Source organism: Enterococcus sp. AZ128 (assembly GCF_051714485.1).
Classification (GTDB): domain Bacteria; phylum Bacillota; class Bacilli; order Lactobacillales; family Enterococcaceae; genus Enterococcus_A.
This window is the reverse complement of the sequence record NZ_JBIORZ010000004.1, coordinates 264,817-279,747: the sequence shown is the minus strand read 5'-3', so window position 1 is coordinate 279,747 and position 14,931 is coordinate 264,817. Positions and strand designations below refer to the sequence as shown.

Sequence of the window (14,931 nt, the reverse complement as noted above, 5' to 3'; positions counted from 1 at the left end):
GAGAGCTTCCAGAGTGGCAATAAAAAGATTACATTTGAGCTTGGAGCAGCTTTTTATCTGAGTTTAACTTGTGTGGGTTTATGTGTAAAAACTATTAAGCTTATGACCTTCTAAAAAAATATTTTTATATGAGAAACGATCTTTTTTCACAATAAAGCTTATAACTTTCCAATCCTATCAAAGTTTATTTTTTTTCAAATGATCAATAAAATGCTGGTTATGAAAATAGAATTTCCACATATTCGTGATCAACCACGCAGAAATAAGTCCTAACAAGCTACCCAATAAAATACTTATAAATCTATATTGGATTAATGTACTAATATATTGATGGTGAACTAAGTTAGATAGCATCAATGCCATGGGAGTAGAAAAAATCAGTAGGACTGTATAATTTTTCTTTTTAAAAAAATCTACAATCATATACAAAATAGAAATCACAAACATCTGATTTAGCGTACTCCAAGGGATATCTAGCATTATAGCTGCAATTATTAGTCCAATGATTGTTCCAATGATACGCTGAAAATTTCTCGAGAAGACATCTTTAAAATTATTTCCTTGTAAAATAGCCGCACATGAGACTACAAGCCAATAAGGATTATATAGCTTCAAACTAAAACTCAAATATGTAGCGAAAAAAAGAATCGCTCCATAAAAATAGCTATCAATGATAACTGAAGGATCTGCTGTTATCCTTTCTTTAAAACCAGCTTGTTGAGTATCTACAGTAGTGGCACGTTTATCAAATAACGAAAATATGAGAGCTATTATTACAGCAATAATAACTCCTATCATAAAAAATAGAGTCATCAAGGGGATTTGGGAAAACTTTAAGTTACTGCTGACTCCTATTGAAACAAACATTACTGAAAAATATGGACCAGGCTTTTCGATTTTATATACTCTAAAAAGAAAGCGCCCAAAAAAAGCCACAAGCCCTACTACAATAGGGGCAGTCCATCGGAAGTGTGAAGCAAACATACCTAATAAATTACTGCTAGCCATAAAAATACCTATTGAAAATAAATATTTAATTAAATACTTGCGAGGTAATGGTTTGTAATAGTTGAATGTAATGATTCCCAATGCACCAAAACTGGCAAATGCCATTTCATGTTGGAGATATCCAATCATGAAGACGATTAATATACACGCGATTGAAAAGAAATGATTGATATATGGGTCATTTGTCTTTTTGAAAAAAAATAGGTCCTTAATCATATAATTGATCTTCCTTCATTAAAATAGTTTTCTTAACAAGAACACTATGCATACAACACTTAAAAAAAATCAATAGTGAATCTACATTAAACCATACCGACATTCTTAAATTCACAATGAAGTAGCTTCTTCGGAAATAAGCAGAAATTTCTTGAAGCTGCCTGCTTCTGTTCTACAAAACTTACTTACTAAAGCAGCTGGCAGCTCTTTGTAAGTACGCCATTAACAATGAAAAAAGCGCCAAAGGTGACAGTTTTACTGAATGATTCTTTTTCATGTCCATTAACTCGTTCCAAAATATATGTTCAAACAATCTCTAATGATAAAGTTATCATGCAACGATCGGTTTTCTACCGGATTAAAAAATTTGGATTTACAAAAAGCCAGTTTAAATAAATTTGGCTGTGAGAAAATTTTTACTGATCATATGAGTGGCGCAAAGATATGCAGAAAGCTATGTAATTCTTGTTCAAAAAAATGGCTAGCATAATGGTCAATAAAACCAACCCTCGCGGCCGCAAAACCGCAGGGTATTTTTATCCAATCAGTCGTCACGGATCGTATCAGGATTATTCTTGGAGATATACATTTTTAAGAATTAATAACTGGAGAACAAATAAAAAAATCCTGTAGATACTATTCTACAGAATGCCGTTGAGTCTTATAAAATTATTAGTTATCTAATGATTAAATATGGGAATAAATACAATTATTTTTAGTTGTCTGTTATTCTTTTTTCAATTGTATTTTGTCTTGTTTTATAAAAAAACAAGATAATTTGTGTTCAGATGGGTATCCAAAGAACTCTTTAAATCACTTTATACATTACTTTGGAATTAATTATAATTTATATTAAATAATTACGCAACTAGTTTTCTGATAAAAATGAAATAATTCGTTTTATTTAATTGGAACTAGTGTCTAAAGTAATTTTATTAGAGTGAACACTTAAGAAATCTGAGAATTATGTACCGTCATTTGAGCCGTCATTTTGAGAAAGGAGAATAACCATGAGTAGACGTGGTGAAAATATTTACCGACGAAAGGATGGAAGATGGGAAGGGAGGTTTCAAAAAGGCAGGAGGCCCGATGGAAAGATAAAGTATGGCTCTGTTTACGGCTGCACATATACGGAAGTCAAACAGAAGCTATATCCTTTAAAAGTAAAATACGCCTCCTTAGTTTTAGTACACGGAAAATGTGCCGTCCCGTTTTATCAATGGGTATTTAAATGGTTAGATACCATTCAAAATACTTTGAAGCCATCTACTTATTCAAGCTATCGTCACAAGCTTGAACACTATATATTGCCAGTTTTAGGAGAAGTATCTGTTAATGAAATAACGACCAGCAAGATTCAAGTTTTAGTGAATAGCTGGACCGAAGAGCAGCTGAGTCCAGGAACGATCCAAGTCATATTTCAACTTATGCGAAGAAGCTTTGACTATGCGGTAAAAGAGGGCTTATTGGTATCTAATCCTTGTACTCAAATTGCTTTACCCAAAAAGAGAAAGCAAAAGGTTCGTGCCTTGAACAAGCAAGAACAAAAAAGGTTAGAGAAAGTGGCAAGAAAAGCACCCAAGAGTCGGGGGATACCTATCCTTTTAGCACTTCAATCAGGTATGCGAATTGGGGAAATCGCCGCATTAAGGTGGCATCAGGTTGATTTTGAAGCTAATACGATTTCCGTAGAACACACATACCAGCGTATCCCATTCTTTCATTCGACATTGCAGCGAACGAAACTTGTCTATCAAGAAGCAAAAACAGGGGCATCTAAAAGGATTATCCCAATGACAAGGGAGATTCGCCAATGTTTACAGCGAAAGAAAAATACTAGTAAAACGCCTTTTGTTTTTTCTTCAGGGACTCATCCGTGTGAACCGCGTTTATTAACTTACTATTTCCACCAACTGCTCAGGAAAGCTAATATAACGGGAATTCATTTTCATCAATTACGTCACACCTTCGCGACACGATGCCTTGAAAAAAACTACGATGTGGTATCTGTTAGTGCATTGCTAGGGCATTCTTCTGCAAAAATGACGCTAGATGTGTATGCAGATTCATTAATTGAGCAGCGTCTCAAAATTATTCGGTCCTTGGAAAAATAATCGCAAAAAAATAAAAATACCTAAAAATTGGATAAATCTGTTTGCTTTTTCTGAGAAAGCGCTTACTTTGATTTGCCTTCAAATCTAAAATCCACTCAATCCTACTTTAAACAACAAAAAACATCCCCCAATTTTTATTTCCGTCAAGAAATGGTCAACCCCTAAAACAAGTGCCGACCCAATAGTCTTTTCAAAAGTCTTCTTGTTCTTTTATAAAACAAGTAAGAATAGTTTAGCTTATTCAAAGATTTTTGTGAAATACTTTGTAGCCTTACTTAATTTTGGTATCACTGCCACAGGCATTTGATATAAATCAAAAAATTTTAAGGAGAGAAAAAAGATGAAAAAAACAATTTTAGGATTAGGTGTAGTTTTAGCATCCACCGCATTATTAGGAGGTCAAAGTGCATTTGCAGCCGTAGCGGGTTCTACACCATCACCGGCAACTGCTCAAACACCAGTCACAGCAACATTGGCAGCACCAACAACAACGCCAAACCCGTTACCGCCAACACCATCTTTTCCGCACAATCCAACTGGGAATTTAGGTATTGCGTATACTCCTGCTCCAATGAGTTTTAGTGGAACACTTACTACAGGAGCGATGTCATTAGCTGAAGCATCTGCTACTCCTGCACATGTGGGGGTTAAGGATACTTCATTTGATACCAAAGGTTGGGACTTAACAGCACAATTGGTTTGGACTGGTAGTGCAGTTACAGGAGCAGAAATTAAAGCAACATCAGGTACAGTTCAAGAAAATATTAATGATGGGATTACAGCATTCAATCCAGCAACGGATTTAGTTGCTTTACCAGCTTCATTATCAAGCGCATTGACCTCAACAACAGCATTGACGATTGGTAGTGCCGCGCCTGCCAATACTTTAGTAGCTGCTGATGGAAATGTCTATACGGGGACTTATGATGTAGAACTATCAGGTATTACTCTAGATATTCCAAGTGGTAGTGCTGTAAGTGCAGGTACTTATAACGGAAATATTGATTGGAATTTATCTGTACATCCATAATAGTTCTTTTTTATTCAAGGGAGGAAGACATTCTTCCTCCCTTGCTTCATTTAATCTAGACAATAAAGAAGAAGAAAGGGATAAACCTTGAAGGCATTAAAACAACTTAGTTACCTTTTGCTTATTATTGTGGCTTTTTCAGTGAATGCATCGGTCTCCCATGCGAAAGATTTAGCAGCGGGATTTACAATTGAAGGTGTCCCAAACGAGAAGCAGATTGATAAGGATGTAGGGTATTTTTACCTAAAAGAAAACCCAGGCAATACTGATGAGATAAAGGTGAAACTAGTAAATGATTCAGATAAACCGAAAACTCTTCTGATTAGTGTAGTTGACGCCAATACAAATATTAATGGAGCAGTTGATTATACAGGAGTACTAAAGAATCATTCTTCTTTAAAAACTCCGTTAACTTCAATTGTTAAAACTTCGAAAAAAGAAGTAGTAGTCCCTAAAAACTCAGAGGCAGAGACTACACTTAAAATAAATATGCCGGCCACACCATTTGATGGAGTAGTTGTTGGCGGAGTAGTTGTCTCTGAAAAAAATAAAGAGACAACAGATAAGAATATGTCGATTGGAAACACCTATAGTTATACCATAGCGATCGTGCTTGCTAATGATGAAAAAACGCCCATTAAGAATAATAGCTCACTTGAACTAGATTCTGTTGGAGCCGTTCTTTTTGATGGAAAGAAAATTGTTGAAGCGGATATCCTCAACAAGAATCCTTACATTTTTGATAACGCCACAATAACTGGGGCGATTTACGCAAAAGAATCTGGAGAAAAAATAATATCGAATAAAAAAGAGAATGTCGTGATTGCTCCATATTCTTCATTTCCGTTTCAATTTGACTGGAAAAAAGAAAATTTGAAACCAGGCATCTATCGATTTGTTGGAAAGGCGACATCCGGAGATAAAGAGTGGCTATTTGAAGATGAGTTTGAAATTACTGGAAAACAAGCGAAGAAATTCAATAAAGAATCCGTCTTTAAGGTATATATTCCTACTTGGCTTGATTGGGGAACAATGATCGTCGGTACACTCGCAGCTATAGGAACCATCTGGCTATTTATACGCAAACAAAGGAGGACTTAAGTTGAAGCAACGTATTGGAACAGTACTCGTGATGATAGGAGCCGTTCTTTTTTTCTTTTCATCAGGAGTTCATGCGCAAGCCGAAGAAATACAAACACCTGTTACTGTAGAATTAACGAAAGCTATTCTACCTGAAACATTTCCAGTAAATAGCGGAAGTACAACTGCGGTGCCGTATACTACTGGATCGGATAATAATACTGGCAATTTAGGGACAATTGCCGGATCAAGCTTAAAACAACTCCCTCAAACAGGTGATAAGACAAATCATTGGAATTTAGCTGGTTGGGGATTGATTCTAGGTTTAGTTCTTTTCGTTTTAGGAAGAAGGAGGAAGGATAAGCAGACATGGACCACTATTTAAAAGGGATTATTCTAGTAATCGTGGGAAGCCTTCTATTACTAGTGAATATGTATCTGGTCTTCCGTGATTATCAATGGGCACACGTTCATGTAAAACAAAAAAGGATGAACTATCTCTCGTACAATATCGCTATTTCCTTCCTTTCGTTAGTTACAATTATTGGGGGAGTCATCTACCTTTTCATGGTAAATACACAGTTAAGCTAATTTAAGGGGAGTGATAAAAAATGAGAAAAAAACAAACAATGAAAAGCTTGGGAATCATTAGCTTAACTGCGATGATCATTCCATTAATGGTCGGGCAAACTGCGAATGTATATGCACAAGAAGATGATGTGACTGAACAAAGCATACAGAAACTCAAAGATCCGTTAGCTATTGAATCTAAGTTAGAGGTAAATACGTCAGAATCAGCCCTTTCTGAAGAAACGTCAGGCAGTGTGACTGAGCCTTCAAAAGAAAAAGAAGAGGAAGGTACTGCAACTGATGATTCTGCAGATGAATCTAATGAAGGAGAATCAGCGTCAAAAGAGAGCACCACTGAATCGAAATCAAAATCGCGTGCTGCTCGAGGAGTAGGAGTCAGTGGAGATTTTCTTTTCGATGATACTACAGTTGGAACGGGATATCTTACGTTGCTCGCTTATGTAGGAACAGGTACCCATTTAGTTATTCCTGCTACTGTTAATGGACAGCGTGTTCATTTGTCGAGAGATTTTTTTCAATCATTAGCTAATACAAACATTACTGATCTAGCCGTAGCTGCTGCGGCCCCTGGTCTACAACCATTAGTTTTTAGTAACATGAGTTGGGCACTAGCGGGTAATAACAAAATTATAAATATAGATTTATCTAACGCAACATCCGCTGCAAATGCATATAACAATTTCGTTGGGATGTTTGCCAATTGTAGTAACTTAAAAAATGTCAAAATGATGGGTTCTTTCTATAACTATACAGCCTCTATGTTTGAGGGATGTGGAAATCTGGAGAGCGTTGACATGGGAGCAAGTGCTGTCAATCTTTTCCCACCTGGTAGTCCAGAGTTGTGGCTAGGTGCAAGAGATACCAATCGCATGTTTGCTAATTGTATCCGGTTAACTAATGTCAACCTAAGTCAATTCAAAACAGATATAGTTACTGACATGACAGAAATGTTTTTAAATTGTCATAGTCTAACGAGCTTAGATCTGAGTACTTTCAAAACAGATTACGTAACAAAAATGGCTAGTATGTTTGAAGGATGCACAGATATTACCAATATCAATACGGCAAGTTGGGTTACGGGTAGGGTTGCGACCATGCACAAAATGTTTGCTAAATGCGAGAATCTCCCTCAATTATATGTCAGCCATTTCGATACTACGCAAGTAATAGATATGTCAGGGATGTTTTTGAACAATTATAAACTAACAAGTTCAACATTTAGTTTTACTACAGGTACACAAAATGTTATTAACATGGCAGATATGTACAATGGATGTAAAAACCTTACAAGTTTAGATGTAAGCCACATGAACACACAACAAGTTCAGAATATGTATGGAATGTTTGCCAATTGTCCGAGTCTTGTAACATTGAAATTAAATGGCGCGAATTTTAGCACATCCAATGTCATTGATATGAGCTTTATGTTTGCGGGAGATACTTCCTTAACAGGTTTGGATGTCAGCCATTTTAATACAGGAAAAGTTCAAAATATGGCATACATGTTTGCTAACAATCAGAATTTAACTACACTCAATGTTACTAGTTTTAATACTAGTAGTGTTACCAACATGGCGGCTATGTTTATGGGAACTGAGAAAATTAAAGAACTTAACTTAACATCATTTAACACGAACACTGTTTCCAATATGGCAGACATGTTTAAAACTGGCAGTCAAAAAGAATTGTTTGTTCTATCTAATGACACGAAAATACTAAATCACGGCTATCATTTAGATAACAGAGTTCCACCTGAGATCATACTCCAGGCCAATTATGGACAATTTAGTGACAGTAGTACTAATAAGAACTATTTCACTAAATGCGCATTAACTCCCGCGCAAGCGACTGTATCAGAAGTAAAGAACTTCATGACTAATAATACTCCCGCTCGAACAAATCGAACATTCGAAGGGTGGACGCTAGTATCAGGGACTGATGTAAATGCCGCAGGTACCTTTACGAGCTTGTTCGGTACTATTTATAAAGCGAAATGGAATTCATTTGGAGTGGCACAAGTTCCAACAGCTAAGTCATTTAGCGGCAGCTTGAATAAAGGAACTATAACAATTCCGTCGGGCGGGGCGACAAACGAAGTAGGCGTGTTGGATGAATCTTCAGACACGAAAGGCTGGACGCTAACGGCACAGCTAGTTTGGAGTGGAACAGCACCGAATTCAGCCACAACTTTACGGACTTTTTCTACTGGAACGACAAGTGAAATTTCACCTTCAGGCACTACAGGTACAGCGCCAGCAGGTCTTGTTACTACGGGCTCGAATCTATCAATCAGTACTACCCCTGGGACTGTACTGAAGGGAAATGATAGTGTTCAACAATTCGAGGGAACCTATGTTACTGATTTAGGTGCGATCTCGTTGGAAATTGTCGATGGCTCCGCGGTGACAGCTCAGTCCTATAGTGGAGATATTCTCTGGGATCTGGCAATTGCGCCGTAATCGCTAATTTTGAATAGCGAGTGAAACGAAGATAAGATTAGAGATCATAAGAGGACTTCTTTGCTTTTCTAATCTTATTTTTGTATTTTTGAAAACCATATTTAGAAAGTAGGAATGAAGATGAGTCAAATTTTGGTTTTAACTAAAAATGCATTTAATGAGCAGGCCTTTGAAAGAAGCTTACGTCAATTAGGTCATGAAATATTCATTTCAACAGTATTGATTGATGAATGTCTTCTAGGGAAAATAGATAGTGGATTTATTAAAATGTTTCATCATGTGGTACTGAGCGAGACTATTGATAATATAGAAGCAAGTGAACTTGTGAAGATACTGCAACGATTTTCAATAAGAATACATAGAAAATCTGATGAACAGCCAGAAGAGGCGCAGTTACAAGAGTGGGCGGATTTTGGGATAGATAGTTGGATTGAGAACAATCAAAAGATTGAAGACCTGCGAGAAAAACTGAGTTGCAAGAAAGCGATAAACGAAGGAAAAATTATTTTATTACCAAAATCAAATGAAAAACGCTCATTATCTACGATTCCGTTGAGCAGTGGAGAAATGAAACTATTTCGAATTCTTTATCAACAACAAGAGAACATTGTATCGCGAGAAGAGCTGTGTCTGCGCATGTGGGGAAGGAAAAAAAGCAATTCTACAATGTCGCAATTATCCGTATTAGTAAAACATTTGAGAGACAAACTAGCAAATCAAAATATAGAGGGACCAGTCATCGAAACATGTTGGGGACAAGGGTATAAACTACATGAGTCAGTTTCCGATCAAATTTCGATAGATTCAAAAGAATTGAAATATGCAAATGAATAAGCTTTGATAAAGAAAAAAATTCACCAACCCCCGCGGCCGCAAAACCGCAGGGGTATTTTTATCCAATCAGTCGTCACGGATCGTGTCCCCTCAGCCAATGATTGACGAGGGCCACGATCAACCCCACAAAGAGCGGAGCGATGACATATCGTATCAGCTCACTCAAGAGGCATCACCTCCTTCCATGGTGGAGGATGACGACATGAATGGAATTACCTACGCATATTTGATGAGAGAAGGGCAGAATTTAGCCGCGAGAGTTGTTGTCAGGTGGTCGGTCCAACGGGTCTTCCTTGTTCCTATTTCTTAGGTTGCGAAGCCGATCCAGCAGCCTTACGGGTCGTTCCGTATCTTTTGCTGGCTTTTGTTCGGGCAGCTGTTCTGAATAGTCCACAGCGGAGCGTTCTTCTGTTTTTGTAATCGATTGTTTTCCGGTTTGTGTCGCATTTTTTATTAATGAATGAGGTTCAATTCTCGGTACTGTGGGCTTCAGTGAGTGAACAGCTGACTTATCCACAGAAACAGCAGAATGTGAATAGTTTTCCTCAGGTTTATCCACATTGTCCACAATAGCCTTGGGATAAGTCGGGAAAAAGCGGACTTTTCCTTGGTCATTTGTGGATGTGTCTGTGAATTCGTCTGTGGATTCTTCGGCTACGTTGTCAAAGAGCTCTGTTTCGGTGGTGGTCACGATCTTAGCTGTGACGACAGAATCAAATAGTTTTACGCCATTTTGTTCAAAAATATCTAAATTGGTCAATAATTCGCAAGCTTCTTTGATGACTTCATCAGGCAGATCGTTATCCACATCTTTATAAGTCCAGTTGTGTTTGTTGCCTAGACTGTTCAAATAGGTCGTGACTAAATCATGGGTCATACTCTCTTTTCCTTTCTATTTTTTTACGCAGGTAAATGATTCTCAAGGTTCGTTGGTTTCGTCAGGACGGACTTTTGCAATCAAGGAACGGACAAAGGACACGGCTTTTACGCCAAAGTTACGGATAGAAAAGACTCTTAAGCGCAGCGTGCGCCATTCAGGTGCCATGAAGTAATCCTGAAAATAATAGAAGAAACGCTTCATGGTACGGGTTGCTTTGGTGTTCATGAATATTTCGCGGACAAGATCCTTCAGAATGAGGGCAAACTCTTTATCGCCCAGCTGGAATCGTACCCGTAAAGCCAAGATATATTTGATCGTTAGTGAACTGTTTTGTGTTCGGTAATAGTAATCGGTAATGCGTTTTTCAAGTGTCTTTGATTTTAGCTGGAACAGCTGGCGATGAGAGAGCGTTTGTTCATTCATCGGATCTTTCCTCCTACTAGTTATTTAGTAGAGGAAGGCGGCGGTTAGGCCGCCATTCCTCATTGATTAAGCTTAAAAAATGATTCGTTCGACGGTTTCGACGTATTTGGCACTGGTGATTTGGTTGTAAAGCTTCTCGTCGTCTTTCTTGAACAGGTTCAGTAAAGTGAACTTTTCTAGGATGCCCCGCATTTCTTGATTGGACAGGCTTTCATTTGGGCTTGGATAGCTCCATGTTTGTGAGCGTCCGCCGCTGGTTTTAAAAATCGCTACTAGTTTTGTCATCTATGTTTCTCCTCCTATTTCGTTACTCGTGATTGGCTAGTGATGATCACACCGTTTAATAACGTACCTTCTTGGTCAAGCTCGGTGAGAATCTCACCTAGTTTAATGATTTCCGCTTCGTCTGGTTCATCCACAATATTTGCGAAGGTGACTTTCTTTAACTTTTCCACACCTGGCAGGGATAAGTGAACTTGTAATTTCGTGCTTAGCTTTTGTAACATTTTAACGCCTCCATGTTTTGATTTATTTTTGTTCCGGCCGGTGACTAAAAGATAAAGGAATTCAAAAATAAATGCGAACCGCAATTTCGATCTAGCCCTCCTCAATTTCGAACGTTTTGTGCCCAGAAACGTTGAGTTACCGTTTGAAACATTCGAAGTTGAGGGGGCAATTTTAAATTGCGCGTTGACTTGATCGGATCATTAGGAGTAGAGTGAAGGGTTTGCACCTTAATTCTTGAATAAAGCAGAAAAAAAGACTGGATGAAGGAGCCATCCAGTCAGAAACAAGAATTATTGCCAATTTTCCCAGTGTGGGAGTTGGGCTATTTCTTCTAAGTCATTATAGTAGTGAAGAAATCGGGCGCGCTGGTAGCGGCGATGGATCTCATAGTTTCGGGTAACGAAGGTATTGAGCATGGACCGCTTGGATAAGCTGCGGGCAAAAGGGGTCCTTGGCAGAACGAGGTAATCGGATGGCCGATCGCCATACATCGCAAAGAGTGAGGTATCTTGGCGAATCGCGGCTAGAATACCACAGGCGATCTCTGCTCGCAGCAGCGCATAATAGCGCTGAACAGGGATCACCAGCTGCATTCCATTTAGCAGTTGGGCATAATGAAGCCCATCCTGTGTATAGATAGTATCGATTTCGAGCGGATTGATCCAGATACTATTCTTTCCGCCTTCCATAGGACATAAGGTGAAAAGAGGGCAGGCCCACGGGAATTTATACTTGCCAAAACGACCGATATCCTTGAGAACAGACGTAAGAATCGTGTAATCAGGAAAACAGTGGGCGAAGGAATAAGTCTGCAAGGTGCCTAAGGCCGTCTGAGGATGGGTGAAAACCTTGCTGCCGGCGAGGATCACTACTCCTTTCTTATCTGGTCTAGGAACGATGCACGTAATCTCACGAATCTCCAGTGGTTTAAACTCTTCGGCTGTCGAACAAATCTCCTCCCAAGTATCTGTCCAACATTCGCCATCTAAAATAACTTCATAATCCATCTTTTCCACAAAAAATCTCCCCTTTAAGTAAAGCGCTTTATTTTTGTTTCCATTAGCATTGTAAATTAAAATACAAAAAAATAGTTTCTTTCCTTTTTTGTCTGAGGTAACAAAGACGATAAAAAGCCCAATCTAAGAATAATTAGAAAAAAAGAAAAACTCAATTTTTGTATTATTTTTATAAAAAATGAGCACTATTTTATCCGCAAATAAAGGCATCTTCTCTAGGGTTATGAGAAGATGCCTTTATTTATTTAGTGAATTTTTAGTTGATATAGATGTTATTTACGACTAGATTATTACATGGTTTGGTTAAAACTAAGAATAGAATTATTTCGAAAAAACAATTATCTTATAAAAAAGTGAATTGATTTGATTTAATTATAGAATACCCCACAAGAATAATCAATATATAATTTTTAATTATTAAAAAAAGATATTTGTAATATTCTATTAATATTGAATCGCATAATAAAAGAAGGGGATATCAAGAGTTTCATCAAAAAGTAACCTACTATTTACCGTCAATTAAGCCGTCAGGAGGAAGATCTATGCGCAAGGGAGAAAACATCTACAAACGAAAAGATGGCCGTTGGGAAGGAAGATACAAAAAAGGCTATAAATCCAACGGACAAATCAAATATGGCTATATCTATGGAAGAGCCTTTCAAGAGGTTCGCATAAAACTCTATTCATTAAAAGCACACTATTTCACTCATCAGGAAATTTATGGGGATGCTTGTATTCCTTTAGAGGAATGGGGAAAGATTTGGTTATCAGAAATTCAACATGAGGTAAAGCCTTCTACTTATAGCTCTTATCACTATAAGCTGACAAACTATGTGTTCCCCTTTATCGGTCAATTCTATTTAAATGAACTAACCATCGATGTTGGGAAACAGTTGCTTTCAGAGTGGCTGGCAAAGGGATTAAACCCCTCAACCATGCAGGTGATACTCAGAATTATCAACAAATGTCTGAACTATGCCAAGGAGAAAGAGAAGTTAAAGGAGAATGCTTTCTTAGCATTAAAACTACCGAAAACAAAACCGCAAAAAATCCGCTCTCTCACAAAAAAAGAACAGAAAGCGTTGGAAAAAGCTTCATTAAAAGAAAAAAATGATACAGGTTTGCCAACGTATCTGGCGTTGTATACAGGCTTGCGGATTGGGGAGATTTCCGCTTTGCGTTGGAGTGATATTGATTTTGAGCGGAACCTGATTCAAGTTAACCATACCTACCAACGAATCTCACTCAATCTGAAAGAACAAAAAACGCAGCTGATGATTGGGTCAACAAAGACGGACTCTGGTATTCGCACGATCCCAATAGGAAGAACACTACGAAAGGAACTGTTAAAACATCGACGAAAATCAACAGGCAGTTTTGTTTTCTCTACGAATAACCATCCGATGGAACCACGATTATTAACCTATCATTTCCATCGTATTCGAAAAAAATGCGGATTAGAAGAGATTCACTTCCATCAATTACGCCATACCTTTGCGACTCGTTGTCTGGAAGCCCAAAGTGACATCTTATCCGTCAGCGCATTATTAGGACATGCGTCAACTAAACTAACCTTGGACACTTATGCAGACTCGATGATCGAGCAGCGAATCGAAGTCATTTATCGGATGGAAGCCGCCAATAAAAAAGTCGCCTGACGATCAACCGTTTTCAAAAAAAGAAAGATTAAAATTTAAGGGAATCCCTTTTGTCATAACTAAGTAAGCGCTTACTTTTATTGGAGGTAATTTCCAATTCATTTTCTTAATAAAAAAAGTGCAAAAAAGAATTTTCGGAGAATTCACAAACTTTTCTGTCCGCCGTCAGTTTCCGTCAAAAACTCTCAAAATCATTGTCATATCAACGTTTTTAGGAGAAATCTTAGTTTTAACCAAACTTAGAAAGAGAATCCTCGAATTATCCTTAAAAAAAGGGATTTGATACCCACTTATCTTAATATCAACTGTACCATGTGTACTTTTTTGATATACAAAAAATTAAATTATTTTAAGGAGAGAAAGAGATGAATAAGAAAAAGTTAGTAACAGGCTTGTTAAGTGCAGCATTCATCGGTGGTGTATTAGCTACCACAGCTTTGCCGGCAGAAGCGGCAACAGATTATTTTGGATATTCGAATGGGTCAATTAAATTTAAATCGGGGGGACTAGAACTTCCACCCATTGATCCACCAATCATTGATCCGCCTATTCCGGTAACAGGTGATATCGGCCTATTGTATGTGCCAAAAGAGTTTAACTTCGCAGAAACGGCGGTACCTACATCTGTGGTTACCACAACAACTGTGGTTCCAATCGATACAAACTGGGAAGGTAACCCGGCTTTAGATACAGGTGGATCAGCTGGGAGCAATACGGCAACTAAACATTTTGCGGTGGGAGATGTTCGAGGATTGCGTGCATCTGGTTGGAAGCTGGAAGCTAAATTAACAGATGATTTAGCAGTTAGTGCAACTAAGAAATTAGATGGTGCAACAATTACAATGAGTCAAGGAATCAATGCGTTAACGCCAACACTATCACCAAATCCATGGATTTCAACGCCCACAGTTCAAAGCGCAACCGTGCATACTCCTGATAATGTAACCGCTGCGGTTACGTTGAGTACGACAAGCTCATTGATTATGAGTGCGGCTGCGGAAACGAATGCTGGAGATGCGGATGGTCGTGGTGAAGGCTACTGCACCGATGAACGCTGTAGTCGCAGATGAACAATACAAAGGTACCATCGACTGGACATTGACAGACGCAGTTTA

16 protein-coding genes are annotated in these 14,931 nt (G+C 38.0%); 9 read left to right on the top strand and 7 right to left on the bottom strand.

Annotated features, from left to right (window positions below; translation table 11 throughout):
- Positions 1 to 177: 177 nt before the first annotated feature.
- A complete protein-coding gene (locus IGI38_RS22600; RefSeq protein WP_438734172.1) occupies positions 178 to 1,224 on the bottom strand; it encodes an FUSC family protein in 1,047 nt (348 codons plus the stop codon).
- Between the two features lie 1,010 nt (positions 1,225 to 2,234).
- Here IGI38_RS22600 and IGI38_RS22595 point away from each other — a divergent pair.
- The 7 genes from IGI38_RS22595 to IGI38_RS22565 all read left to right on the top strand — a co-directional run bounded on the left by IGI38_RS22595 (position 2,235) and on the right by IGI38_RS22565 (position 9,332).
- The gene (locus tag IGI38_RS22595) at positions 2,235 to 3,338 is read left to right on the top strand and encodes a tyrosine-type recombinase/integrase (RefSeq protein ID WP_438734170.1); all 1,104 of its coding nucleotides are present in this window, start codon (positions 2,235 to 2,237) and stop codon (positions 3,336 to 3,338) included.
- 340 nt (positions 3,339 to 3,678) lie between these two features.
- The gene (locus tag IGI38_RS22590; RefSeq protein WP_438734169.1) at positions 3,679 to 4,368 is read left to right on the top strand and encodes a WxL domain-containing protein; all 690 of its coding nucleotides are present in this window, start codon (positions 3,679 to 3,681) and stop codon (positions 4,366 to 4,368) included.
- A gap of 87 nt (positions 4,369 to 4,455) precedes the next feature.
- Entirely contained in the window at positions 4,456 to 5,469 is a 1,014-nt protein-coding gene (locus IGI38_RS22585) for a DUF916 and DUF3324 domain-containing protein (RefSeq protein WP_438734168.1), read from the top strand.
- 1 nt (position 5,470) lies between these two features.
- Positions 5,471 to 5,833 carry an LPXTG cell wall anchor domain-containing protein gene (locus IGI38_RS22580; RefSeq protein ID WP_438734167.1) on the top strand — a complete coding sequence of 121 codons (363 nt, stop codon included), beginning with the start codon at positions 5,471 to 5,473 and terminating at the stop codon, positions 5,831 to 5,833.
- Entirely contained in the window at positions 5,818 to 6,039 is a 222-nt protein-coding gene (locus tag IGI38_RS22575; RefSeq protein ID WP_438734165.1) for a hypothetical protein, read from the top strand. The genes IGI38_RS22580 and IGI38_RS22575 overlap by 16 nt, the downstream gene beginning before the upstream one ends.
- 20 nt (positions 6,040 to 6,059) lie before the next feature.
- Entirely contained in the window at positions 6,060 to 8,498 is a 2,439-nt protein-coding gene (locus tag IGI38_RS22570) for a BspA family leucine-rich repeat surface protein (RefSeq protein ID WP_438734164.1), read from the top strand.
- Between the two features lie 132 nt (positions 8,499 to 8,630).
- Positions 8,631 to 9,332, top strand: a complete 702-nt coding sequence (locus tag IGI38_RS22565) for a helix-turn-helix domain-containing protein (protein ID WP_438734163.1) — start codon at positions 8,631 to 8,633, stop codon at positions 9,330 to 9,332.
- 73 nt (positions 9,333 to 9,405) lie between these two features.
- Here the strand turns inward: IGI38_RS22565 and IGI38_RS22560 are convergent, their stop codons facing one another.
- The 6 genes from IGI38_RS22560 to IGI38_RS22535 form a co-directional block, all read right to left on the bottom strand.
- A complete protein-coding gene (locus IGI38_RS22560; RefSeq protein WP_438734162.1) occupies positions 9,406 to 9,498 on the bottom strand; it encodes a type I toxin-antitoxin system Fst family toxin in 93 nt (30 codons plus the stop codon).
- 81 nt (positions 9,499 to 9,579) lie between these two features.
- On the bottom strand, positions 9,580 to 10,209 hold the full coding sequence (locus IGI38_RS22555) for a DUF2922 family protein (protein ID WP_438734160.1): 630 nt from the start codon (positions 10,207 to 10,209) through the stop codon (positions 9,580 to 9,582).
- 42 nt (positions 10,210 to 10,251) lie between these two features.
- Positions 10,252 to 10,635 (bottom strand): hypothetical protein, encoded by a 384-nt coding sequence (locus tag IGI38_RS22550; protein ID WP_438734159.1) that lies wholly within the window; start codon positions 10,633 to 10,635, stop codon positions 10,252 to 10,254.
- A 72-nt stretch (positions 10,636 to 10,707) separates the two neighbouring features.
- Positions 10,708 to 10,920, bottom strand: coding sequence for a DUF2922 domain-containing protein (locus IGI38_RS22545; RefSeq protein ID WP_438734158.1), 213 nt, complete (start codon positions 10,918 to 10,920; stop codon positions 10,708 to 10,710).
- A 14-nt stretch (positions 10,921 to 10,934) separates the two neighbouring features.
- Positions 10,935 to 11,141 (bottom strand): hypothetical protein, encoded by a 207-nt coding sequence (locus tag IGI38_RS22540; RefSeq protein WP_438734157.1) that lies wholly within the window; start codon positions 11,139 to 11,141, stop codon positions 10,935 to 10,937.
- Positions 11,142 to 11,432: 291 nt separating this feature from the next.
- Positions 11,433 to 12,149 carry a hypothetical protein gene (locus IGI38_RS22535; RefSeq protein ID WP_438734389.1) on the bottom strand — a complete coding sequence of 239 codons (717 nt, stop codon included), beginning with the start codon at positions 12,147 to 12,149 and terminating at the stop codon, positions 11,433 to 11,435.
- A 551-nt stretch (positions 12,150 to 12,700) separates the two neighbouring features.
- Here IGI38_RS22535 and IGI38_RS22530 point away from each other — a divergent pair.
- Together IGI38_RS22530 and IGI38_RS22525 are read left to right on the top strand one after the other, a co-directional pair.
- Positions 12,701 to 13,816, top strand: coding sequence for a tyrosine-type recombinase/integrase (locus IGI38_RS22530; RefSeq protein ID WP_438734155.1), 1,116 nt, complete (start codon positions 12,701 to 12,703; stop codon positions 13,814 to 13,816).
- A 365-nt stretch (positions 13,817 to 14,181) separates the two neighbouring features.
- The gene (locus IGI38_RS22525; protein WP_438734153.1) at positions 14,182 to 14,886 is read left to right on the top strand and encodes a WxL domain-containing protein; all 705 of its coding nucleotides are present in this window, start codon (positions 14,182 to 14,184) and stop codon (positions 14,884 to 14,886) included.
- Positions 14,887 to 14,931 lie beyond the last annotated feature (45 nt).